Source organism: Streptomyces sp. NBC_00691 (assembly GCF_036226665.1).
Taxonomy (GTDB): Bacteria; Actinomycetota; Actinomycetes; order Streptomycetales; family Streptomycetaceae; genus Streptomyces.
In genome coordinates, this window is sequence record NZ_CP109007.1 from 6561668 (window position 1) to 6584089 (window position 22422).

20 protein-coding genes are annotated in these 22422 nt (G+C 71.6%); 12 read left to right on the forward strand and 8 right to left on the reverse strand.

Annotated elements, in window-relative coordinates; all coding sequences use genetic code 11:
• Nucleotides 1-12 precede the first annotated feature (12 nt).
• Entirely contained in the window at nt 13-1026 is a 1014-nt protein-coding gene (locus OG392_RS29610) for an ArsR/SmtB family transcription factor (RefSeq protein ID WP_329284446.1), read from the reverse strand.
• Nucleotides 1027-1083: 57 nt separating this feature from the next.
• On the opposite strand from OG392_RS29610, the gene OG392_RS29615 reads away from it, so the two are divergent.
• Entirely contained in the window at nt 1084-2310 is a 1227-nt protein-coding gene (locus OG392_RS29615; protein WP_329284448.1) for an MFS transporter, read from the forward strand.
• On the opposite strand, the gene OG392_RS29620 is transcribed toward OG392_RS29615, so the two are convergent.
• The 4 genes from OG392_RS29620 to OG392_RS29635 form a co-directional block, all read right to left on the reverse strand.
• On the reverse strand, nt 2246-2911 hold the full coding sequence (locus tag OG392_RS29620) for an HNH endonuclease (RefSeq protein WP_329284449.1): 666 nt from the start codon (nt 2909-2911) through the stop codon (nt 2246-2248). The genes OG392_RS29615 and OG392_RS29620 overlap by 65 nt on opposite strands.
• 486 nt (nt 2912-3397) lie before the next feature.
• Nucleotides 3398-4855 (reverse strand): catalase, encoded by a 1458-nt coding sequence (locus tag OG392_RS29625; protein WP_329284451.1) that lies wholly within the window; start codon nt 4853-4855, stop codon nt 3398-3400.
• Between the two features lie 188 nt (nt 4856-5043).
• Nucleotides 5044-5934: a 2-hydroxy-3-oxopropionate reductase gene (locus tag OG392_RS29630; RefSeq protein ID WP_329284453.1), complete on the reverse strand. Its 891-nt coding sequence runs from the start codon at nt 5932-5934 to the stop codon at nt 5044-5046.
• A gap of 56 nt (nt 5935-5990) precedes the next feature.
• On the reverse strand, nt 5991-6824 hold the full coding sequence (locus tag OG392_RS29635) for a TIM barrel protein (RefSeq protein ID WP_329284455.1): 834 nt from the start codon (nt 6822-6824) through the stop codon (nt 5991-5993).
• A gap of 140 nt (nt 6825-6964) precedes the next feature.
• On the opposite strand from OG392_RS29635, the gene OG392_RS29640 reads away from it, so the two are divergent.
• From OG392_RS29640 to OG392_RS29680, 9 genes are all read left to right on the forward strand, one after another.
• The gene (locus OG392_RS29640; RefSeq protein ID WP_329287528.1) at nt 6965-7216 is read left to right on the forward strand and encodes a thiamine-binding protein; all 252 of its coding nucleotides are present in this window, start codon (nt 6965-6967) and stop codon (nt 7214-7216) included.
• Between the two features lie 44 nt (nt 7217-7260).
• Nucleotides 7261-7599, forward strand: coding sequence for a helix-turn-helix domain-containing protein (locus OG392_RS29645; RefSeq protein ID WP_329287531.1), 339 nt, complete (start codon nt 7261-7263; stop codon nt 7597-7599).
• A gap of 155 nt (nt 7600-7754) precedes the next feature.
• Nucleotides 7755-8279, forward strand: a complete 525-nt coding sequence (gene uraD / locus OG392_RS29650) for a 2-oxo-4-hydroxy-4-carboxy-5-ureidoimidazoline decarboxylase (protein WP_329284457.1) — start codon at nt 7755-7757, stop codon at nt 8277-8279.
• Nucleotides 8276-8665 carry a hydroxyisourate hydrolase gene (uraH, locus tag OG392_RS29655; protein WP_329284458.1) on the forward strand — a complete coding sequence of 130 codons (390 nt, stop codon included), beginning with the start codon at nt 8276-8278 and terminating at the stop codon, nt 8663-8665. The genes uraD and uraH overlap by 4 nt, the downstream gene beginning before the upstream one ends.
• A 5-nt stretch (nt 8666-8670) precedes the next feature.
• Nucleotides 8671-9594 carry a factor-independent urate hydroxylase gene (gene pucL / locus OG392_RS29660; RefSeq protein WP_329284461.1) on the forward strand — a complete coding sequence of 308 codons (924 nt, stop codon included), beginning with the start codon at nt 8671-8673 and terminating at the stop codon, nt 9592-9594.
• A gap of 71 nt (nt 9595-9665) precedes the next feature.
• Complete coding sequence (locus tag OG392_RS29665; RefSeq protein ID WP_329284464.1) at nt 9666-11072, forward strand: nucleobase:cation symporter-2 family protein; 1407 nt, start codon at nt 9666-9668, stop codon at nt 11070-11072.
• Nucleotides 11073-11120: 48 nt separating this feature from the next.
• The gene (locus OG392_RS29670) at nt 11121-12509 is read left to right on the forward strand and encodes an 8-oxoguanine deaminase (RefSeq protein ID WP_329284466.1); all 1389 of its coding nucleotides are present in this window, start codon (nt 11121-11123) and stop codon (nt 12507-12509) included.
• 304 nt (nt 12510-12813) lie between these two features.
• Nucleotides 12814-14262: a nucleobase:cation symporter-2 family protein gene (locus tag OG392_RS29675; RefSeq protein WP_443054929.1), complete on the forward strand. Its 1449-nt coding sequence runs from the start codon at nt 12814-12816 to the stop codon at nt 14260-14262.
• 59 nt (nt 14263-14321) lie between these two features.
• Nucleotides 14322-14969, forward strand: a complete 648-nt coding sequence (locus tag OG392_RS29680; protein ID WP_329284469.1) for an aspartate/glutamate racemase family protein — start codon at nt 14322-14324, stop codon at nt 14967-14969.
• 28 nt (nt 14970-14997) lie between these two features.
• On the opposite strand, the gene OG392_RS29685 is transcribed toward OG392_RS29680, so the two are convergent.
• On the reverse strand, nt 14998-15591 hold the full coding sequence (locus OG392_RS29685; protein WP_329284472.1) for a hypothetical protein: 594 nt from the start codon (nt 15589-15591) through the stop codon (nt 14998-15000).
• A 131-nt stretch (nt 15592-15722) separates the two neighbouring features.
• Between OG392_RS29685 and OG392_RS29690 the strand changes: the two genes are divergently transcribed.
• Both OG392_RS29690 and OG392_RS29695 read left to right on the forward strand, forming a co-directional pair.
• Nucleotides 15723-16688, forward strand: coding sequence for a fibronectin type III domain-containing protein (locus tag OG392_RS29690; RefSeq protein WP_329284474.1), 966 nt, complete (start codon nt 15723-15725; stop codon nt 16686-16688).
• Nucleotides 16689-16835: 147 nt separating this feature from the next.
• Nucleotides 16836-18635: a hypothetical protein gene (locus tag OG392_RS29695; protein ID WP_329284475.1), complete on the forward strand. Its 1800-nt coding sequence runs from the start codon at nt 16836-16838 to the stop codon at nt 18633-18635.
• Nucleotides 18636-18664: 29 nt separating this feature from the next.
• On the opposite strand, the gene OG392_RS29700 is transcribed toward OG392_RS29695, so the two are convergent.
• Nucleotides 18665-19810, reverse strand: a complete 1146-nt coding sequence (locus OG392_RS29700) for a GDSL-type esterase/lipase family protein (protein ID WP_329284477.1) — start codon at nt 19808-19810, stop codon at nt 18665-18667.
• 244 nt (nt 19811-20054) lie between these two features.
• Nucleotides 20055-21863 carry a DUF2075 domain-containing protein gene (locus tag OG392_RS29705; RefSeq protein ID WP_329287536.1) on the reverse strand — a complete coding sequence of 603 codons (1809 nt, stop codon included), beginning with the start codon at nt 21861-21863 and terminating at the stop codon, nt 20055-20057.
• Nucleotides 21864-22422 lie beyond the last annotated feature (559 nt).

A 22422-nucleotide genomic window follows, 5' to 3' on the forward strand; every position in this document is an offset into this window, starting at 1 on the left:
TCGTCCCCCTCGTCAGAGGGACCGACCCCCGCCCCGAGGAGCACCGGGACGGGGGTCTCCCTGTGCCGCCACCAGTACCGCGCCCGCCTCCGTCCACGCGTACAGCACCGAACGGCCCGCCCGTCCCCGCCGTACGAGCCCGGCGTCGAGCAGCACCTTCAGATGCCGCCCCACCGAACCCAGGCCCTGCCCCGTGAGGGCCACCAACTGGCTGGTGGACTTGGGGTGTTCGAGCCGTACGAGGACTCCGGCGCGGGCCGGTCCGAGCAGGGTGCCGAGCGCCTCGGGCACGACCGGCCCGGCCGCGTCCGCCAGAACTCCCGCGCAGGGATAGACGATCGCGCTCCGCTCCGCCCCTTCCCACGACACCCAGCCGGTGGCCGGCGTCACCGGGACGAGCAGCAGCCGACCCTGCGCGAGGGAACGCGCGGGATGGTCGCGGGTGTTGACCTGGAGCCGGCCGTCGCCGAGCCAGCGGGTCCTGCCCGGGCGCAGTTCGTCGAGGGCCGCCGCCCAACCCTCCCGGCTCAGCCGTGCCGTCCGTGCCGTCACATCGGCCTCGAGGATGCGCCGCCGCCGTGCCCACTCCGGCAGCACCGTCTCCCGCCACACCCAGCCGAGCACGCCCGCGAGCCGCTGCGGCAGGTCGCGCGCGGAACGCAGCGGCTCCGGCACCGGGCCGCCGAGCGCCACCGCCAACTGCGTCACGGCTGCGGCCGGTTCGGTCGCGAGGACGGCTTCGACCTCCTCCTCGAAGCTCCGCTCGCGGTCGCCCGAGGGGGTGGGAGTGAGGAAGTCGGCGTTCCAGGTGGGCCCGATGGCCGCCCGCACCAGCAGCGCGTCGAGCGGCTCGGCCGCGAGCCGTTCCCGGTACGCGGCCAGATGCCGGTCGAGCCAGGCGCGCTCGCCCGGGTGTGTCATCGCCCCCGCGTGCAGCGTCTTGAGCGAGGCGACGGCCTCGGCGAGCGGCGAGAGGACGAAACCGCTCCCCGCGAGGGTGTCCGTACCGATGCGCCACCAGCCCATGTTTCGCCTCCCCGCGAAACATTACCGGCGGCCGGGACGCTCCCCGAGACTCCCCGCATGCCCCGCTACCGCGACCTCTTCCGTACCCCCGAGTTCACCCCGCTCTTCCTCACCGGCGCCGTCCACACCGCCGCGCAGACGGTCGCCGGGCTCGGTCTCGCCACACTCGTGTACCGCGCGACCGGTTCCCCGCTGCTCTCCGCCCTCGCGCTCTTCGGGCCCTCGCTCGCCCAGCTCATCGGCGCGGCCACCCTGCTCTCGGCCGCCGACCGGCTGCCGCCGCGCACCGCGCTCTCCGGGATCGCGCTCTTCTTCGCCCTGGGCACCGCCGTCCTCGCGGTCCCCGGGCTGCCGACCGGGGCGGTCTTCGCGATCCTGCTGGCCGAGGGGCTGGCGGCCTCGCTCGGCGGCGGCGTGCGCCACGGCCTCCTGAACGAGATCCTCGCCCGGGAGGACCGCCTCCTCGGCCGCTCGGTGACGAACATGGCCGTCGGCGCCTGTCAGATCGGCGGCTTCGCGACCGGTGGCCTGCTGATCGCGGTGTTCTCGCCGCGCGGCACGGTCCTCGTGGGCGCCGGTCTCTACCTCGCCGCCGCGCTGCTCGCCCGGACCGGGCTAGGGGCGCGCCCGCCCCGCGCCGCGGGCCGGGCCTCGGTCGGCGAGACCTGGCGCACGAACCGGCGGTTGCTGTCCTCGCCCGCGCGCCGCCGCGCCTACCTGGCCCTCTGGGTCCCCAACGGGCTGATCGTGGGCTGCGAGTCGCTCTTCGTGCCGTACGACCCCGAGCGCGCCGGGCTGCTCTTCGCCTGCGCCGCGCTCGGGATGCTGGCCGGGGACACCGCCGTCGGCCGCTTCGTACCGGAACGGCTCCGGGGGCGGATCCGCTTCCCGCTGCAGGCACTGCTCGCGGCCCCGTTCCTGCTGTTCGCCCTGGATCCGGCGCTGCCGCTCGCGCTCCTCGCGGTGACCGTCTCGGCGAGCGGGTACGCGGCGAGTCTCCTGCACCAGGAGCGGCTGACGGCCCTCGTGCCGGAGGAGCTGAGCGGTCACGCCCTCGGTCTCCACACCTCGGGGATGCTCGCGCTCCAGGGGGTGAGCGCGGCGCTCGCCGGCACCCTCGCCCAGTACACCTCACCGCGCACGGGGATGGTGCTCCTCGCCCTCGCCTCGCTCACCGTGACGTACGCGCTGGCGCGGGCCGAGCGCAGGGCGCAGGGGCCTACCGCGCGGGTGCCGAGCGGAGCACGACCGTCTCCTCGCACGGACCGTCGGCGAACAGCTTGAGCGCCTCCACCTCGTCCTTGTCGGCCGAAAGGCCCCAGCGCAGCTTGGTGGAGACCCACTCGCCGACGTAGCGGCAGTACTGGGCGGCGTCCGAGGGCACCCACTCGGCCGGGTCCCGTCCCGCCTTGTCCTGCCGGCTGCGGGCGGTGACGGCGACGAGGGTCGCGGTGGCGCCCTGGTCGTTCGCGAACCGCTCGCGCCGGGCCGCGGTCCAGCCGGAGGCCCCCGACTCCCAGGCCTCGCCGAGCGGGACGAGGTGGTCGACACGGAGCGCGGCCGGGTCGGTGACGCTCTGGCCGTCGTAGTACGAGGTCCAGCGGCCGCCGGTCAGTGTGCAGCCGGTACCGGTCGTGGGGGCGTCGACGGCCTCGGAGAGCAGGACCTCGGAGCGTGTGTCGCAGCCGTCCGCCGCGTCGAGGCCGGCGTTCCAGTGGGGGAACGCGCTCTCCCCGAAGCCGTCGGGGTCCTCGGCCGCCTCGGTGAGCTCGGCGAGCGCGTCGGGCAGCATCACGACGTTCGCGGAGAGGGCGGGGGAGGTGACGGCGAGCGGGGACAGGATGAGGGCGAGCGGGGTGAGCCCGCGCAACAGGTTCTTGATCATGTACGAGTGGATAGCGCCGGCGCGGGGATCCGTTGGACCCGAATCGCGGTGGGCTCGCCCGAGCGGGTGCGGATCTTCACCGCAGAAACGATGCGCTGGCGCATGGCCGCGGGAACGGAGAAGAGCGCGGAACCAGGGACCGTAAACCTGGTTCCGCGCTCTCCGGCTGGTGACCGCCCGGCGGCACGAGGCTGGCGCGACAGGACGTTCGCGCCGCCGGGCGGAGTCTTCGGGGACTCCCCTCGGGAGGGAATCGCTCGGGAGGGGGCGTTGGGACCGCGGCGGTGCCGACGGGCGGCCGGTTGTCCCCTTCTTTCAGGTCAAGAAGGGGGACCGGCGCCCTTACCACCGCACTGGCTCGGCGCCGCCGCGGTCCTCACGCTTGTCCGGATCACCGGCCACCCCTCATCCGGGTCGGCGATCCGGACCACGTACGACACTGACCTCCCGTCAGGTGTCTTACGCAGTCTGGGTGTTGCTGGCCCGTCAGTCCTCGCGCAGGGCGTTGACGGCCTCGGCCACGCGCTTGCCGTAGTCCGCGTCGGCGGCGGCGAAGTGCGCGAGGTTCTTCTCGATGACGTCCTCGCGGGACACCTGGGACAGACCGCCGGCGATGTTGGCGACGAGCCGCTTCTTCTCGTCCTCGGACATCAGGCGGTAGAGCTCACCGGCCTGGAAGAAGTCGTCGTCCTTGGTGTGCTGCGGCGCCTCGTGGGTGCCGGTCCAGCCGTGGATCGCGAGCGGGGCGGAGAGCGCCGCGTCTGTCTGGGCCGGACCCTGGTACGAGTTGGGCTCGTAGTTCTTGTCGTGGCGCGAGCCCTGGCGGGTGGCCATGGCGCCGTCCCGGCCGTAGTTCTCCGCGACGGTCGCCTTGGGGGCGTTCACCGCGAGCTGGGTGTGGTTGACACCGAGGCGGTAGCGGTGGGCGTCCGCGTAGGCGAAGAGGCGGCCCTGGAGCATCTTGTCCGGCGAGGGGCCGATGCCCGGGACGAAGTTGTTCGGGGAGAACGCGGCCTGCTCGACCTCGGCGAAGACGTTGTCCGGGTTGCGGTCGAGGACCAGCCGGCCCACGCGCTGCAGCGGGTAGTCGCTGTGCGGCCACACCTTGGTGAGGTCGAAGGGGTTGAAGCGGTAGTCCACGGCCTCGGCGGCCGGCATCACCTGGACGTACAGGGTCCACGAGGGGTTCACACCGCGCTCGATCGCCTGCAGCAGGTCGGTCTGGTGCGAGTTCGCGTCCTTGCCGACGAGCTCGGCGGCCTGGTCGGCGGAGAGGGAGCGGATGCCCTGGTTCGTCTTGAAGTGGTACTTGACGAAGAAGGCCTCGCCCGCCTCGTTGGTCCACTGGTAGGTGTGCGAGCCGTAGCCGTTCATGTGACGGTACGAGGCGGGGATGCCGCGGTCGCCCATGAGCCAGGTGATCTGGTGGGTGGCCTCGGGGGCGTGGGCCCAGAAGTCCCAGACGTTGTCCGCCTCCTGCTTGCCCGTGAAGGGGTCGCGCTTCTGGGAGTGGATGAAGTCGGGGAACTTGATCGGGTCCTTGATGAAGAACACCGGGGTGTTGTTGCCGACGAGGTCGTAGTTGCCCTCTTCGGTGTAGAACTTCAGCGCGAAGCCGCGCGGGTCACGGACGGCGTCCGCGCCGCCGAGCGAGTCGGCCACGGTGGAGAAGCGGATGAACGTCTCGGTCTTCCTGCCGACCTCGCCGAGGAAGTTCGCCTTGGTGTAGCCGGTGACGTCGTCGGTCACCTCGAAGTAGCCGTACGCGCCGGAGCCGCGGGCGTGCACCACACGCTCCGGGATCCGCTCACGGTTGAAGCGCGCGAGCTTCTCCAGCAGGTGCTGGTCCTGGAGGAGGAGAGGGCCACCGACGCCGGCGGTGGCGGAGTTCTGGTTGTCGGCGACGGGGGCGCCGGACTCGGTCGTAAGCACGCGCTTCGACATCGTGACCTTCCGTACGGGAGCTCTGCTGACGGTGCGAGGAGCGTAGATTCGGCTCGAACACGACGTCAACAGTTTGTTGAAAAGGAAGTGTGGTGTTCCGGTCGGCGGCGGCGCCTGGGCGCGACAGGACAGTTGTCAGCGCCGCCGCCGACCGGAAATCTGGGGCCCCCGCTCACGGGGGCGCGGGATCAGACCTGCTGGCCGGAGAGGCGCTCGACGGCGCGCAGCAGGGCCGAGTGGTCCAGGCCGCCGTCACCCTGGGCGCGCAGCGAGGCCACGAGCTGGGCGACGACCGCGCCGACCGGGAGGGCGGCGCCGACGTTGCGGGCGGCGTCGGTGACGATGCCCATGTCCTTGTGGTGCAGGTCGATCCGGAAGCCGGGCTTGAAGTCCCGGTTCAGGAAGTTGTCCTTCTTGCGGGTCAGCACGGTCGAACCGGCCAGACCGCCGTTGAGGACGTCGAGGGCGGCCACGAGGTCCACACCGGACTTCTCGAGGAAGACCACGGCCTCGGCGCAGGCCTGGATGTTGACCGCGACGATCAGCTGGTTGGCGGCCTTCACCGTCTGGCCGGAGCCGTGCGGGCCGCACAGGACGATGGTCTTGCCGAGGGCCTCGAGGATCGGGAGGGCCTCGTCGAAGTCGGCCTTCTCGCCACCGACCATGATCGAGAGGACGGCCTCGATGGCACCGGCCTCGCCGCCGGAGACGGGCGCGTCGATGACGCGGATGCCCTTCTCCTCGGCGTTCTTCGCCAGGTCGACCGAGGTCTGCGGGGTGATCGAGGACATGTCGACGATCAGCGCGCCCTGCTTGGCGTTCTCCAGGATGCCGGCCGGGCCGTAGGAGATGGCCTCGACCTGCGGGGAGGCGGGCACCATCGTGATGATCACGTCGGCGTCCGCGACGGCCTCGGCGATCGACGCGGCGGAGGTGCCGCCGGCCGCGGTGAGGCGGTCCAGCTTGTCCTGCTCCAGGGTGAAGCCGGTGACGGAGTAGCCGGCCTTGATCAGGTTCTCGGACATGGGCGAACCCATGATGCCGAGGCCGATCCAAGCGATCTTGGGAAGAGTGCTCATGGTGAGGGTGCCTCTCGAAACATGGTGGTACGGGGGAGGGGGCGCCGGTCGGCGGATCAGCGGGCGGGGCGGGCCTCGGCCGGGAGCCACTCGAAGGACGCGGCGGCGTCGGCGGCCTTGTACTCCAGGCCGATCCAGCCCTCGTACCCGGCCTTCTTCAGCTCGTCGAGGAGCTGCTCCAGCGGCAGGTCGCCGGTGCCCGGCGCGCCGCGGCCAGGGTTGTCCGCGATCTGGACGTGGCCGGTCTTGGCCGCGTACTCCGCGATGACCCGGCTGACGTCCTCGCCGTTCATCGACAGGTGGTAGATGTCGAGGAGGAACTTGGCGTTGCCGAGCCCGGTCGCCGCGTTGACCTTGTCGATGACCTCGATCGCGGAGGGGGCGCTCACCAGCGGGTAGAGCGGCGACTCCGGCTTGTTGAGGGTCTCGACGAGGAGGATCGCGCCGATCCGGTCGGCCGCGCGGGCGGCCAGGACCAGGTTCTCCAGGGCGAGGGTGTCCTGGATCTGCGGGTCGACACCCTCGACGCGGTTGCCGTAGAGCGCGTTGAGCGCCTTGCAGCCGACCGAGGCGGCGAAGTCGGCGGCCACCTCGATGTTGGCGCGGAAGCGGTCCGACTCGTCCCCGGGCACGGAGAGGGCTCCGCGGTCGGGGCCGGGAAGCTGTCCGGCGTAGAAGTTCAGGCCCACCAGCTGGGTGCCGGCGTCCTCAAGGGCTTTCCTGAGGGCGTCGAGCTCGCTCTGCTCGGGGGTGGCGGTGTCGATCCAGGGCCACCACAGCTCGACCGCGGTGAAGCCCGCCGCGGCGGCGGCCGCGGGGCGCTCCAGGAGCGGGAGTTCCGTGAAGAGGATCGACAGGTTCACATCGAAGCGCTGGTCCGTGTATCCCATGAGGGGCGGCGCTCCTTCCGTATCGCGGAAGTAAGTTTCTGTCTGACGGAATGTTGCAAGGCGGGGGAGGTGGTTGTCAAGGGGTCCCCGCAGGTCCGGGGCTCCCGTAGACGGGAGTGGGGCCGTAGCGTGGGGCCATGGTGCGTTTGAGAGTGGAGTTCACGACCGAGCCGTTCGACCTCGACGAGGCCCCGGCGCACGCGGTCGTGGCCCGTGAGGTCATCCAGTCGGCCCGGCTGGACGCGGTCGACGTCGGCCCCTTCGGCAACACCGCGGAGGGCGGCGCCGACGAGGTGCTCACCGCCGTCGACGCGCTGCTGCGCAAGTCGCTGGCCGCCGGTGCCACCCGCGTCTCGCTCCAGGTGAACGTGCTCGGGGAGGGCGAGAAGTGAACGAGCACCCTCTGGTCACCGCCGTGAAGCCGCTGGTCGACGCCATGGGCGCCGAGCTGGTCGTCCCCTCCCAGGCGGAGGCCGACGACGTCGTCCTGTCCTGGGAGGGGGAGGACGTCCTCGCCGTACGGCTGCCGCAGCTGTCCGATTCCCTCGATCACATCCTCGCGGCGATGGAGCGGCGGCACGGGATGCCGCTGGCCGAACTGGACCGCAAGGCCAAGCAGGAGGCCGTCCGCCTCCTGGAGGCGCGCGGGGCCTTCGCGGTACGCCACGGCGTGGAGACGGTCGCGGGTGCACTGGGTGTCAGCCGCTTCACCGTGTACAACTACCTCAACCGGGAGACCGCCCTGAGCAGGGAAAAGGCCGCCAAGGGCGAGTAGTTGATCATGTGTGGCCACAAGCCGTCGTCCGGATGTCGGGACGACGGCTTTTGCGTGGCCGAGTTTTCAACAAAGTGTTGACGTCGTGTTGCGGAGGGCGTTAGCTATCCGCAGCCCGTCCGACGCACAGCGAAAAACAGCCACGGAGGCTTCCCGTGACTTCAGGTACGACACCGGGCCTCACCCGGTTCAACACGTCCGCGGACAGCGAGGCCCTCGCCGCGCTCCACGAGGTGTGTTCCAGTTCGGCGTGGGGGAGCCAGATCCTCGCCCAGCGCCCGTACACCACCGCCGAGGCCCTCTTCCTCGCCAGCGACGCCGCCATGGCCGAGCTGACCGCCGAGGACCTGGCCGAGGCGATGGCGGGGCACCCGCCGATCGGTCGTCCGAAGGCCGGGGACCCGACCTCCTCCCGCGAACAGAGCGGGATGGCCGGCGCCTCCGCGGAGCTCAAGGCCGAGATGCTCGAACTCAACCTGGCCTACCAGGACACGTTCGGACACGTCTTCCTCATCTGCGCCACCGGCCTGACCGGCGAGCAGATGCGCGACGCGCTCCGCCGGCGGATCGACAACTCGCCCGAGGCGGAGCGGGAGATCGTCCGCACCGAACTGGGCAAGATCAACCGCATCCGGCTGACCCGTCTCGTAGAGACCTCCGAGGAAGAGAGCTCCGCATGAGCACCGACACCACGGCCTCGGTGTCCACCCACATCCTGGACACCAGCATCGGCCGCCCCGCCGAGGGCGTCGCCATCACGCTCGCGGCCCGCAGCGGCCTCGACGCGGACTGGGTCGCGCTCGGCGGTTCCGCCACCGACGCGGACGGGCGCTGCAAGGACCTGCCGGCGCTGCCGGAGGGCACCACCCACGTACGTCTCGACTTCGAGGTCGAGTCGTACTTCTCCAAGAAGCAAGCCGAGGCGCAGCAGGACGCCCCCCGCGTAAGGGACAGCGGTGCGTTCTTCCCGGAGGTGGCGATCACGTTCGCCGTCACGCCGGGCGAGCACTATCACGTACCGCTGCTGCTCAACCCGTTCGGCTACTCCGTATACCGAGGGAGCTAGCAGACATGCCCACGATTCTCGGCCAGAACCAGTACGGCAAAGCAGAGAACCGCGTCGTCAAGATCACGCGGGACGGCGACACCCACCACATCAAGGACCTGAACGTCTCCGTCGCCCTCTCCGGCGACCTCGACGACGTCCACCTCACCGGCTCCAACGCCCACTGCCTCCCCACCGACACGACGAAGAACACCATCTTCGCGTTCGCCAAGGAGTACGGCATCGAGTCCGCCGAGCAGTTCGGCATCCACCTCGCCCGCCACTTCGTGACGAGCCAGGAGCCGATCAAGAAGGCGCGCATCCGGATCGAGGAGTACTCCTGGGAGCGCATCGCGTCCTCCGAGGCCAACTCCAAGTTCATCGGCGCCGACGAGGTCAACCACTCCTTCGCCCGCAAGGGCCAGGAGACCCGCGTCAGCCAGATCACCTTCGACGGCGAGAAGTGGGAGGTCATCTCCGGCCTCAAGGACCTCGTCGTCATGAACTCCACCAACTCGGAGTTCTGGGGCTACATCAAGGACCAGTACACGACGCTCCAGGAGGCGTACGACCGCATCCTGGCCACGCAGGTGTCCGCCCGGTGGCGGTTCAACTGGACCGACGACGAGCAGCGCATGCCGAACTGGGAGCGGTCCTACGAGCAGACCAGGAAGCACATGCTCGAGGCCTTCTCGGAGACGTACTCGTACTCCCTCCAGCAGACGCTGTACCAGATGGCCACGCGCATCATCAACCACCGCTCGGAGATCGACGAAGTCCGCTTCTCGCTCCCGAACAAGCACCACTTCCTGGTCGACCTCGAGCCCTTCGGCCTCAAGAACGACAACGAGGTCTACTACGCCGCCGACCGCATGTACGGCCTCATCGAGGCCACCGTCCTCCGCGACGGAGCCACGGCGCAGATCCCGGTCGACATGACCAACCTCTAAGCGGCGTCCGAGTGTCCGGCCCCCGCCCGCCCGCAGTCGGGCGGGGGCCGCGCCGGACCGGAGGGATTCTCATGGCACAGCCAGCAAAGGGGCCGGCATCCGCCAAAGGCCCGTGTTCCACCCTGCCGGACACGACCGACCAGGTCCACCCGGTGGACGAAAAGCTCCCCGCCTCGCGGCTCGTCCCCGCGGCGCTCCAGCACATCGCCGCCATGTACGCCGGCGTCGTCACCCCTCCGCTCATCATCGGCCAGGCGGTCGGCCTGGACACCGCCGGAATGACCCGGCTCATCGCCGCCAGCCTGCTCATCGCCGGCTGCGCCACCATCCTGCAGACCCTCGGCGTCCGCGGCTTCGCCGGAAACCGGCTGCCGTTCGTCAACGCCGCCTCCTCCGCCGGCATCGCACCGATGCTCGCCATCGCCGAGACCAGCGCCCCCGGCCACCAACTCCCCGCCATCTACGGCGCGGTGATGGTCGCCGGAGTGTTCTGCCTCGCCGTCGGACCCTTCTTCGGCCGGCTCCTGCGCTTCTTCCCGCCGCTCGTCACCGGCGTCGTCATCACCCTCATCGGGGTCACCCTGATGCCCGTGCCCGTCGGCTGGGCCCAGGGCGGCGACAGGAACGCCGCCGACTTCGGCGCCATGAAGTACCTGGCGCTCGCCGGCTTCACCCTCGTCGTCATCCTGCTCTTCCAGCGCTTCGGCAAGGGCTTCGTCAAGCAGATCGCCCTGCTGCTCGGCCTCCTCATCGGCACCCTCGCCGCGATCCCGTCCGGGATGGCCGACTTCACCGCCCTGCGCGAGGCCCCCGTCGCGGCCCTGCCCGCCCCCTTCGCCTTCGGCGCCCCCGAGTTCCAGCCCGCCGCGATCCTCTCCCTGTGCATCGTGATGCTGGTGCTGATGACCGAGTCCAGCGCCGGAATGCTCGCCCTCGGCGAGATCTGCGAGCGGCGCAGCGACGGCCGGACCATCACCCGCGGACTGCGCACCGACGGCATCGCCACCCTGGTCGGTCCCGTCTTCGGCGGCTTCCCGACCTCGGCCTTCGCCCAGAACGTCGGCGTCGTGTCGCTGACCCGGGTGCGCTCCCGGTACGTGGTCGCCGTCGCCGGCGGCGCCCTGCTGGTCCTCGGCGCCTTCCCCGTCCTCGGCGCGGTCGTCTCCATGGTCCCGATGCCCGTCCTCGGCGGCGCCGGCATCGTCCTCTTCGGCTCGATCGCGGTCAGCGGCATCCGTACCCTGTCGGAAGCCGGACTCGACGACAGCTCCAACATCATCCTGGTGGCGGTCGCGCTCGGAGCGGGCATCATCCCGCTCGCCGCGCCCACCTTCTACGTCGAGTTCCCCGCCTGGGCACAGACCGTGCTCGGCTCCGGCATCAGCGCCGGCGCGCTCGTCGCCGTCCTGCTGAATCTCTTCTTCCACCATCTCGGCACCCGGAGCCGTCACACGGCTCCGGCACTCAAATCCTCCTAGGGTCCTGCCGTGCCCACACCATCCCCGAGGAATGAAGGAAGCACCGCCATGGCAGCACCTTCGGCAGCCCAGCGCATCGTCATCGAGAACGCGGCGATCGCGACCGTCGACGCGAACGACACCGAGTACGCCTCCGGCTACCTCGTCGTCGCGGACAACAAGATCGAGTCCATCGGCGCCGGCAAGGCTCCCGAGGGCCTGGAGAACGTGGTCCGGCGCATCGACGCCACCGGCCATCTCGTCACGCCCGGTCTGGTCAACACCCACCACCACTTCTACCAGTGGATCACCCGGGGTCTGGCGACCGACCACAACCTCTTCAACTGGCTCGTCGCCCTCTACCCGACCTGGGCGCGGATCGACGAGCAGATGGTGCGCGCCGCGGCGCAGGGCTCGCTGGCCATGATGGCCCGCGGCGGTGTCACCACCGCCATGGACCACCACTACGTGTACCCGGTGAACTCCGGCGACCTGTCCGGTGCCATCATCGGCGCCGCCTCCGACATGGGCGTCCGCTTCACCCTCGCCCGCGGTTCCATGGACCGCAGCGAGAAGGACGGCGGCCTGCCGCCGGACTTCGCCGTCGAGACCACCGAGGGCGCGCTCGCCGCGACCGAGGAGACGGTGAAGAAGTACCACGACGCCTCCTTCGACGCGATGACCCAGGTCGCCGTCGCCCCCTGCTCGCCCTTCTCCATCTCCACCGAGCTCCTCCGGGAGGGCGCCGCGCTCGGCCGCCGCCTCGGGGTGCGCATGCACACCCACGGTTCGGAGACCGTGGAGGAGGAGAAGTTCTGTCACGAGCTCTTCGGCATGGGTCCGACGGACTACTTCGAGTCCACCGGCTTCCTCGGCGAGGACGTGTGGATGGCGCACTGCGTCCACATGAACGACTCCGACATCGCGGCCTTCGCCCGCACCAAGACCGGTGTGGCGCACTGCCCCTCGTCCAACGCGCGTCTGGCCGCCGGCATCGCCCGCGTCCCCGACATGCTGAAGGCGGGTGTACCCGTCGGCCTCGGCGTCGACGGCACCGCCTCCAACGAGTCCGGTGAGCTCCACACCGAGCTGCGCAACGCGCTCCTCATCAACCGGCTCGGCGCCCACCGCGAGGCCGCGCTCAACGCCCGCCAGGCCCTCCGCCTCGGCACCTACGGCGGCGCCCAGGTCCTCGGCCGTGCCGACAACATCGGCTCCCTCGAAGCCGGCAAGCTCGCCGACTTCGTCCTGTGGAAGATCGACGGCCTCGGCCACTCCACCATCGCCGACCCGGTCACCGCCATCGTCTTCGGCGCGGCGGCTCCGGTCACGGCCTCCTTCGTCAACGGCAAGCAGATCGTCGAGAACAACCGACTGCTCACCGTCGACGAGGACACCATCGCGCGCGACGCGCGCGCGGAGGCCCAGCGCCTGGCCCGCATCGCGGCCCAGGGCTGACCCTCCCCATGGAGTCCGACCGGGGGGGACGGCCCTCGGTCGGTCGCCGCGGACCCGAGCGGGGTCCGCGGCAGCCCGACCGGGAGGTGCCGTACGCAGAAGACGTACGGCACCTCCCGGGACGGTGATACGCGCCCGTACCCCCACCGGGCTCCCGTCCCCGCGTCGCCGACTCCCCGCGCGCGCACCGCACCACCCCCGCACCGCCCCGCAACGAGCCGCACCTCCTGCACCCCGCACCGCATCGCACCACCTCCCTGAACCCCGCGTCACCGCCGACGTGTACCCGACCGGAGGAACCGCCGTGGCCGCCAAGCCCCAGGTTCGCAATGCAACAGACGCAGGCTCCGCCCCCGACGACCGCGAGACGCATCCGGTCGACGAGACGCTGCCCCCACTGAAGATGCTCACCAGCGGCCTCCAGCACGTGGCCGCCATGTACGCGGGCGTCGTCGCCCCGCCCTTGATCGTCGGAGCGGCCGTCGGCCTCTCCGGCACCGAACTCACCTTCCTGACCGGCGCCAGCCTCTTCACCGCCGGGCTGGCGACCTTCCTCCAGACGCTCGGGGTCTGGAAGATCGGCGCCCGCCTCCCCTTCGTCAACGGCGTCACCTTCGCCGGCGTCGCGCCGATGCTCGCCATCGTCGACACCACCGACGACAAGGCCGACGCGCTCCCCGTGATCTTCGGCGCGATCATCGTCGCCGGACTCCTCGGCTTCCTCGCCGCCCCCTGGTTCTCCCGGCTCGTGCGGTTCTTCCCGCCGGTCGTCACCGGCACCGTGATCACCCTCATAGGTGTCTCCCTCCTCCCGGTCGCCTTCGGCTGGGCCCAGGGGCCCAACCCGGCGGCCAAGGACTACGGTTCGACCACGTTCCTGTCGCTCGCCGCCGTCACGCTCGTCGTCGTCCTCCTGCTCCGCCGCTTCACCCGCGGCTTCGTCAAGCAGATCGCGGTCCTCCTGGGCCTCGTCATCGGCACGGTCATCGCCATCCCGTTCGGCGTCACCGACTTCTCCCCGGTGACGGAGGCGGACATCGTCGGCTTCCCGACGCCGTTCCACTTCGGCGGCCCCCAGTTCGCCCTCGCCGCGATCATCTCGATGTGTGTGGTCATGCTGGTCTCGATGACCGAGTCGACCGCCGACATGCTGGCCCTCGGCGAGATCGTCGAACGGCCCGCCGACGAGAAGACCATCGCGGCCGGACTGCGTGCCGACACCCTCGGCTCCGCGATCAGCCCGCTCTTCAACGGCTTCATGTGCAGCGCCTTCGCCCAGAACATCGGCCTGGTCGCCATGACCCGGATCCGCAGCCGCTTCGTCGTCGCCTGCGGCGGTGGCTTCCTGGTGCTGATGGGCCTCTCGCCGGTCGCCGCCTCGCTGATATCGGTCGTCCCCCGGCCGGTCCTCGGCGGCGCGGGCGTCGTCCTCTTCGGCTCGGTCGCCGCCAGCGGCATCCAGACCCTGGTCAAGGCCGGTCTCGAGAAGGACAACAACGTCCTCATCGTGGCCGTGTCGCTTGCCGTCGGCATCATCCCGATCACCGCGCCGGAGTTCTACCACGCCTTCCCGGAGACGGCGAAGATCATCCTGGACTCGGGCATCTCGACCGGCTGCGTTGCGGCCGTCCTGCTCAACGTGGTCTTCAACCACCTGGGCCGGGGCCGGGACGACGACGACGTCACCGCGCCGATGGAGCCCGGCGACGAGATCTCCGGCAGCCGCACGGCGAAGGCGGCGCACGTCCACTGAACCCGCCCGCTGCCCCACCGCACGCCCCGGTCCCCGCACACGCCGCGGGGCCCGGGGCCGTGGTGCTGATCAACCCCAACACCTCCACCGCCACGACCGCGATGATGACCGCCCTCGCCCGGCGCGCCCTGGGCGGCGCCATTCCCGTCCGCGGCGTGACGGTGACCCGGGGCCCGCGCATGCTCACCGACCCCGCCGCGCTGGACGCCGCGGCACGCGAGGTCGTCGCCGCGGGACTCCGCGCCACGGCCGCAGGCGACTGCGCGGCCCTCGTCGTCGGCGCCTTCGGCGACCCGGGCGCGGCGGAGCTGCGCGCGGCCACCGACGTGCCCGTGGTCGGCCTGGGCGAGGCGGCCCTCCGGGAGGCGGCCTCCGGGGGAACCCCCTTCGGCATCGCCACCACGACACCGCTCCTGGCCGAGGCCATCGCGGCCCGGGTGGCGGCCCTGGGCCTCGCCGACCGGTACACGGGCCTCCGTCTGACCACCGGTGCACCCGAACACCTCTCCGCCGCTCCGGAGTCGCTCCTCGACGAACTGGAACACGCGGTCCGCGCCTGCGTGGAGCGGGACGGCGCACGGGCGGTCGTCATCGGCGGCGGCCCACTGGGAGAGGCGGCGGAGGAGCTCCGCATCCGGTGTGACGTCCGGATCGTGGCCCCGATCCCGGCGGCCTGCCGGGTGCTCGCGCGCTCCCTGGGGCGGTGACCTCCGGCGGCCCCCGCCGCGCGCCCGCTCACCGCTCCACCGCGATCCTGCGGCGGCACTCCTGGGCCAGGGCCGGATACGCGGCGCCGATCGCCTCGTACAGCCGTCGCCGCAGCAGCCGCTCGGCCTCGCCGCGCCCTGTGTCCCCGTACAGCCCGTCGAGCAGCGCCTCGTACCGCGCGAGGGCGTGCCGGAGATAGTTCACCTGCCACCGGACGAGCGCGCCGGCCTGAGCCCCCTCTCCCGGTGACGCCCCGGGACTTCGAGTCCCCAGGAACCGCCGGTGCCGGACGGCCCGCCGCTCCAGTTCGGGCCCGGGGAGGCGGGGGACCTCGATCGGCTCCGCGCGGATCGCGGCCAGGACGGCGCCCCGGCGCCGCTCGGCGTGGGCCGCGGCGGCCGAGGAGCGTGCCGGTGAGAGCGCTGACGTCTCGGCGAACTCGGGGGTCCGCTCCACCGTCTGGACCCGCGCCAGGAGGTAGAGCCGCAGGGGCGCGGGGGACCAGCGGCGCGGGTCGCGGCCCTGCACGTCGGGTGTCCCGAGGAGCTCCCGCACCATCGTGTCGGTCCAGCCGCGGCGGCGTACCCCGGCGTGGCTCACATAGGTCGTACGGTCCGTCATGATTCCCCCAGATCTGATCACGGAGAGTGATGTTCCCAGTGAAACGCACACCACTGACAACGCCCCCTTGTCGAGCCCGGCCCGACTGTGCGATATAGGTCTGGACCTTTCCGACGGACGGAGGCCGGCCCGTGCAACGCCCGCTCGCCGCAAGCCTGTTGACTGCCCTCACGCTGACGCTCACCCTCGCCGGGTGCTCGGGCGCCGCCGTTCCCGAGGCCAAGGACACCCGCGCCCCCACCGTCCCCTCCGGCGTCACCGCGACGGCGGGCAGCGCCAGCACGGTCCATGTGATGTGGAGCGCGGCCACCGACGACCGGGCCGTCACCGGCTACACGGTCTACAGCGAGGGCCGCAGGATCAAGGACCTTCCCGCGACCACTCTGATGACCGACGTGGTCGGCCTCGCCCCCGCCACCCTCCACCGCTTCACCGTCCGGGCCCGCGACGCCGCCGGAAACGTCTCGCGCCCCAGCGCCACCGTCACCGCGACCACCTTCCGTGCCGCCGCCGAGGACCGCAGGCCCCCCACCACGCCGGCCGCGCTCCGCGCCACCCCCGACGGCAGCCGCGCCGTGACCCTCCGCTGGTCGGCGTCCACCGACGACACCCGAGTCACCGCGTACGACGTCTACCAGGCCGACACCCGCATCCACACCGTGCCCGGCACCGCCACCACCGCCCACGTCACCGGGCTGCGCCCCGGCACCGCCTACGCGTTCACCGTCCGCGCCCGCGACGCCGCCGAGAACTCCTCCCCGGACAGCGCCCCCGCCGACCTCACCACGGCCCCGTCCCCGGGCGCGCCCGCGAACACCGCCCCCACCCGCCTCACCGCGACCGCGGCGAAAGGCGAGATCACCGTCACCTGGACCCCACCGGACACGGGCGCCCCGGTGACCCACCATGAACTCCACCTCGACGGCAGGTTCGCCACCACCGTCATCTGGGGCACCGCTCCACCGCCCGGCCGCGTCAGCTACACCTTCCCGGTCCAGGATCCGCCGGGCACCCGCTACACCGTCACCCTCCGCGCCCAACTCCCGGACGGCACCTGGGGCGACTTCTCGGCCCCCCGGACGGTGGTGGTGCGCTGACCGCACCAGCAGCCGCGCCACCGGCCGTACCACTTGCCGGGTGCCGACGCCGCCGACCGGCCCGGCGCCTGTGACGCGAGCGATTCCCCGCCCCCGCCCCCTGCGTCGTACGTCCGATTCGTCCCCCTCCGAACTACCCTGGGAAGCGTGGCCGAGACCGTACTCACCAACACCGGGCTCGACAGCTTCCTCGACGGAGCACCCGAGCGCCGCGATCCCGATTTCGTGCGTGCCGCCGAGGCGGTGCTGGGTCTCCTCGCCCTCCGGGGGGCCGACCGGGAGTCAGGGGTGCCCGAGCCGACACCCGGACTCGTACGCCAGCTGCTCGTCGAGGACCTGCCGACCTTCGTCTACGCGCCGCCCGGCGCGCTCGCCGTCTATCCCGCCGTCGTCGGCCGGCTCGCCGCGCGGTTCGACGGGGACCGGGGCGAGCGGGTCGCCGTGGCCGTCAGGGAGGCCGCCGGTGACTTCGAGCGGGCGATGACCGACCCGGGGAACCTGACCTGGCACCGGTGGTACGCCTCGCTCCTGCGCTCCTGCGGCGCCGACCTCGCCGACCCCGAGGACGTACGGCGCCGGCTCGCCGCCCTCGACGGGGCACCGCTGCCCGACGGGGTGCACCGGGCCGACCTCATGGGGCGTACGGCCCTCGCCGACGTCCTGCTCGCCGAGGCCCTCACGCGCGCGTACGTACGGGACGCCGAAGCGCCGCCCGCCGCCGGGCCGCTGCTCACCGACCACGCCGTCGCGACCGGCATCGGGCAGGTGGCGGCAGCGCTCCAGGACCGGTGGACCGCCGCCGGCCTCGCCGAGCAGCTCGCCGGGCCGTACGCCCGCTTCGCGCCCGGGCCCGACGAGTTCCCCCACCTCGTCCTGGCCGACGCGCTGCTCGACGAGCACCTGGACCACTACGGCGACATCGCCGTGCCCGTACCCCCGCCGCCCGCGGTCGAGGCGGGACCGGTCGAGGAGGACGCCGACACCCTCATCGCCGCCGTCGAGGAGCTGTCCGAGGAGGAGTTCGAGCCCTACGGGGGTGAGGCTCCGCATCTGCTGTACGTGGTCTACCGGCGCGGCTGCGCGGCCGAGTCCGTCTCCCGCAAGGCCGCCGAGTACGAGGACTGGGCGGTCGATCCGGCCGTGGAGGACCTGCCCGTGGCCGTACCGGCGGAGGTGCCGGAGGGGGCGTTCCACCCCTCGCACCTCGTTCCGCCCGTCACCGAGCTGGAACGGCTCCTCGGCACGACCGACCTGACCGAGACCGACCGGGCCCGGTTGGAGGGCCCCGCGCGCGACCTCGCCGCCGTCCTCGACCGACTCGCCTCCACCGGCCTGGTCTTCCGCTCCGGCGACGCCTTCGGGCTCACCCCTCGCGGGGCCGGAGTGGTCCGCTATCTCCTCGGGGTACGCGGGATCGCCGCCCCCGACGCCGCCGAAGCCCGGGCCTGGTCCGCCTCCGAGGCGGTGACCGCCGCCGGCGGCTGGCCCACCTGGGTGGCCTCGCGGGTGCTCGCTGACTGGCTCCACGCGCGCGGGGACACCGCCGACGCCTGGTCGGGGCTGCTGGCCGCCCTCGGCACCGTCCACGCCGGCACCCCCGACGCCGCCGCCGTCCGCGGGCTCTTCGCCGTCCTCGACACCGCCGCCGCCCCGCCCGATGCCCTGCGCGGCGCCCTCCGCGACCCGGTGGTCGGCGCGTACGCCCATCAGGCGCTCCGCGCGCGGGGAGAGCCCTCCGACCTGATCCAGGTGGGCATCTCGGCGCGGGCGCTGTTCGTGCTCGACGCGCTCCCCGCCAAGAAGGGGCCCCTGGAGTCCCGCCGTGCCGCCTTCGACGCGGCGGCCTCCGCCTGGCCCGGGGGTTCCGCCGCCCTGGTCCGGGCGATGCGGGCGGCGGACCGGCACGAGGCCGAGCGGGTCCTCGGCCCGCTCGGCCTGGCGCCCTAGGCGGCCGCAGCCCCTGTCCCGCTCGGCCGCTATCCGGCCGTGAGGTACATCGCCGACGGTCCCGACCCCGCCGTGTTCCGGCAGCTGTGGTTGCCCGTCGGGCGGGCGTGGACCAGGGCCAGGCAGCGACCGAGGGCCTGCTGGCCGTAGGCGTTGGGGTGCATGGACTCCTGGACGAGCCCCTGCGTGCTCTGGCTGTCGATCCAGCGCGCCCACTCGCTCGCCGCGCCCGACGCCGGTGCCGTGGACGTCACCTGACGGCTCGCCCTGGCGCACACCTCCCGCCCCTGCAGCGCGTCCCGCAGGTCCATGAACTGCACGCCCTTGGCGGCCGCGACGCCCTTGAGACGGTCGGCGAGCTGCGGGACGAGGGAGTCGCGGGCCCAGTCGGCGTCGGCGTTCCAGAAGGGGCAGCCGCCGGTGTTCGTACGGGTCCAGCCGCTCTCGCCGTACCGGTTCTCGGCGGCGCGGGGAATGGGAGAGGGGTACGACTGGAGGACGATCCGGTAGTCGGAGGAGGCGTATCCGGCGCCCGTCATCACGGCGCGGATCTCGTCGACCGAGCGGCCGACGTCCGCCATCACGCCGTCGATCCGGGCGTCGACCTCGGCCTGCTGGTCGTCGTGGCAGTACGAGTACCAGACGATGTAGTCCTTGGCGCAGGTGGCGATGATGTCGGCGAAGCCGAGGTCGTTGCCGCCGATGGAGAGGGCGATCAGCTCCACGTCGTGCGAGGCCGCGACGGCCGCGAGCTGGTCGGCCTGCGGGGCCTCGCCCTTGTAGGACTGCCCGCCCTGCGCGGCACGGAAGACGTTGTCGGTCGTCGCCCCCGAGCAGGCCAGGTTGATCAGGCTGCTCGCGAGCGGTCCCGCGCTGCGCACCTCGGCGGTGTCCGAGCGGTGGCAGCCGCCCGCGGTGCTGCCGTACACCCGGGACGGGTCGTAACCACTGCCCGTCCAGGCCCGGTCGGTGCCGTTACGGCTGCCGGAATTGGTGAGGCTGTTGCCGAGCCAGCGGCCTGCCTCCCCGGAGATGTAGCTGTCGCCCATGGCGACGACGGCGGTGGGGCCCGTGCCGGGGGAGGCGTGGGCGGAGGGGGCGGCGACGGAGGCGAGCCCGGCGGCGGTACACAGTGCCAGGAGTGCGCGCAGCGCACGGTGGGGGGACGAAGGCATGGCTGTGCTCCTGCGGTACGCAGTGACGTGGGGGACAGCCGCCGGCCGGTGGCATGGCGGAATCTGTCACCCACCGGCTTGTTACCGCTAGGTAGCTGCATATCTCGGTTGCGTCACGTCGCCTGTGCCACGACAGGGCCCCGCCCCCGGAGCCGTGCGTTCACCGGGGGCGGGGCTTGTGGCGCGCCGAGCAGGTCATCCGACCTGCTCGGTTGCGGCTACGTGGAGTGTCCTGCGGCAGCTCTCAGCCGGGGACGAGCTCGCGCAATTTCTCCCTCGTCTGTTCATCCGTGGAGTAGAGCACCGTCCCGATCATGCCCCGAGTCAGCAGGACCTTGTACGTGTTGCGGATGAGGCGATCGACCTCGTCGTCAGGGGTCGACCGGCTGAAGACGGGGTCCTTCGACCGCGTCCGGTCCGTCACCCACGTCCCTTCCCGCCAGATGAGATCGGGACCGAGTATGACCCCGCTCCAGTCGTACTCGAACCCCTGAGCCGTGTAGACGCAGCCGATCTGACCGAAGCCGGCGGGGTCGGTGGCCCAGAGCGCCGACGGCGGCGCGCCGGCGATCGCGCGATCGCCGAAGACGTTCCACGGACGGGCCCAGCGGCCGATCACGACGTCGGCTGGGAGAGCCTGACCGGGGGAGGTCTCCTTCGTCCACTTCCAGCAGTACCCGGCCGACATGCGCGCACTGTGGCCCTGAGCCCGCTTGCTGTCGAGAAAGGCCTCCATCTCGTCAGGAGTCCCGGCCACCCTGAGCTCCATCTTGTCGTCCGGGTCCCACACCACGGGGCCGCCGGGCGACAGCCCGAGGAGGCGCAGCACCCAGCGGAGGTAGGCGTCGCTGCCGCCGCACCGGAACTGGCTGTCGAGGGAGACGACCGTGCAGTCGAGGCCCTTGGCCGCGGCGGCCGCCCGGATCTGGTCGACGTTGCCCATCTCGCCCGGCCGTACGATCTGGTGCTCGTCGAGGAGGAAGACCGGAACGTGAGCGGCGTCGATGAGTTCCTCCACCTGCGGTCGGTCACTGCGCTGGCTCGCCGGGGTGTATCGATTCGCCGAGGTTCTGCGCATGCGATGGGCTTCGTCGCAGAGGATGACGTCGAGCGCGTTCTTCTCGGCGGTCATGAAACTGTTGAAGTACTTGAAGAGGTCCTGCACTTCACGCTTGCGCGTCCCGGCCACCCTGCGCATCGTCTTCGTGAAGGACTGGGATCCCGTCGCGTGGAGAGTCGGCCGCCCCTGTCGGTACAGCTCGCCCAGCAGCGACAGGGCGATGACGCTCTTGCCCGTTCCTGGGCCGCCGGTGACCACGACGACGTTCTTGCGGTCCGCCTGCGCGGCATGACGCACCGCGCGCATCACGGTCTCGTAGGCAACGCGCTGTTCGTCCAGAAGTACGAACTGCTCCCTTTCGCGCACCTCTTGGGCGGCGACGGCCATGAGTTGCTTCGAGGGGGCGGTCTTGCCGGCCAGTAGCTCGTCGGCGGCGGCAGCGCCGCTCACGGGTGCGAGCCGTGACTGGAGGAAGGCGATGAAGGCGCCCCGACGCTGCTCGCTGTACAGCCTCCCCCGCTCGGATTCGCCGATCTCAGAGAGCCCTGCGATGCCGAAATCCGTGGCGTTATGCAGGTATGCCGCTCCCGCGATTCGCTCGGGCCTCTCCGCGAGGGCTCCGTTGAACGAGGCGAGGTAGTCGCAGTAACCCCGCACCTGCGCGATGGGGTTGAGCATCGGCCGGGTGGAGGCGTCGACCCGACACAACGACGGCTCCCCGTCCTCCGGTGTCGCCTGACTCCATTGCTTGAGTTCTATGACGACGTAGGACGGTTCGCCGGATCCCGGGTGAACGCCGGCCAGCACCGCGTCGGCGCGCTTACTGGTCAGCGGCAGCCCGTACTCCAGGAGCACGGTCACCTCCTGCAGCCCCGCTTCGAGCAGGACACTCATCAGGGCGGGCAGGCTGCGTTCCCACGACTTGACCTCGGCCGTGTTCGGTTTGTGACCGTGATCGTGCGTGAACTGTTCCACCAGTCGCTGGGACAGCATGCCGTTCAGTCCCTGAGCTGCGGCGTTGGCGACTGAATCACGAATCAAGGTCGGGGCTCCTAAGCGCGGCGATGAGGAAACGTGGCGCGAGGTCGCGCACGGGGCGTCCGGGACTCCGCAGACGGGCGGGGGTGTCTGCCGGAACTGTCGTGGTGCGGTTCTCCACGAGGTCTCGCGCCCTTGCGTCGGGGTACTGAAATCGAGACGAAAGGGAATCGTTTCCCCGGCACTCGGAAACGGTGCCGGCAGCGCTCTGGCTGATGCGGGCGACGCTTCAGGCGCGAGGGGTGCCGTGCGGTGCTGTGCCTTCATGGGTACGGCCCTGCAGGCAGCGGAGGTGGGACGAGACAGGCCCCGGGGTGGGAGCGGCTACGACTCGACGTGCAGGCATGCGTGCTCTCCCTGCGGTGGGGGCGTGGTCCGACTTCGACAGCCCGGCGGGGTCCGTAAATAGCCCAGGATGCTAGCACGCCCCGTAATACTCATGGCCATAGGCTTCGGGGAGTGAGCCGCTCGCAAACCGGCTGCCTCGGGTAAGGTCTGTGACCTGCAGCCTTGC